Source organism: Corallococcus exercitus, from assembly GCF_003611585.1.
GTDB lineage: Bacteria > Myxococcota > Myxococcia > Myxococcales > Myxococcaceae > Corallococcus > Corallococcus exercitus.
Map to the genome: position 1 here is coordinate 1 of NZ_RAVW01000804.1, position 1,062 is coordinate 1,062.

The following is a 1,062-nucleotide window of genomic DNA, read 5'->3' on the forward strand; positions in this document are numbered from 1 at the left end:
GGGCGGCGGCGACGGGGTCTTCGGAGAAGTCGAAGTCGCGCGCGGTGCTGGCGGGCTCGTTCGAGCCGTAGGCGACGGGCGCGGCGGGCTCGCGGTAGGCGTCAGTGGGGACGGGGATGGCGACGACGCGGGTCACGTCCTCGCGCGGCTCGGAGAAGTCGCTGGTGTCGAGCGAGGAGAACTCGCCGCTGCCCACTTCCGAGAAGTCGTCCTCCGCGGCCATGGGCGCGGGGGCCGGCGGCGCGGCGTCCATGTCGAAGGCGAACGAGTCGTCCGGAAGGGCCATCGGCGCGCCAGGGCCCGCGTCGAGCGAGATGGCACGGGGCGCGGCCACGCCCGGCGAGGCGTACGCGGCGGGCGGGACGTCGTCGTCGAAGGAGAACGGATCCTCGGGGACGGGCGGCGCGGCGTTGCCCGGCAGCGGGATGGCGGCGGAGCGCGGCGCGGCCGTGCCCGGCAGCGGGATGGCGGGGCCCGCGCCCATGGGAATGGCGGCGGACTGCGGAGCGGCGGTGCCGGGAAGCGGGATGGCGGCGGAGCGCGGCGCGGCCGTGCCCGGCAGCGGGATGGCAGGGCCCGCGCCCATGGGAATGGCGGCGGACTGCGGCGCGGCGGTGCCCGGGAGCGGAATCGCGGCGGACGCGGGAGCGGCGGTACCCGGCAGCGGGATGGCGGCGGAGCGCGGCGCGGCCGTGCCCGGCAGCGGGATGGCCGGACCGGCCCCCATCGGAATGGCTGCGGACGCGGGAGCAGCGGTACCCGGCAGCGGAATGGCAGCGGACTGGGGCGCGGCGGTGCCGGGCAGCGGAATCGCGGCCGACTGCGGAGCCGTACCACCGGGTGCAGCGGCGCGAGGCGCGGCGGTGCCGGGCAGCGGAATCGCGGCGGACTGGGGCGCGGCATGGCCCGGCAGGGGAATGGCGGCGGACTGGGGCGCGGCGCTCCCGGGGAGCGGAATGGCGGCGGACTGGGTCGCGGCGCTCCCGGGCAACGGGATGGCGGCCGACTGCGGCGCGGCATGGCCCGGCAGCGGAATCGCGGCGGACTGGGGCGCGGCGGTGC

Annotated in this window: 2 pseudogenes; one reads left to right on the forward strand and one right to left on the reverse strand. The window is 78.8% G+C overall.

The features are described from left to right. Nucleotides 1–727 (reverse strand): annotated as a pseudogene (locus D7W79_RS42155) (tetratricopeptide repeat protein); the annotation flags it as partial. A gap of 43 nt (nucleotides 728–770) precedes the next feature. Here D7W79_RS42155 and D7W79_RS44680 point away from each other — a divergent pair. After that, a pseudogene (locus D7W79_RS44680) lies at nucleotides 771–1,062 on the forward strand (hypothetical protein); the annotation flags it as partial.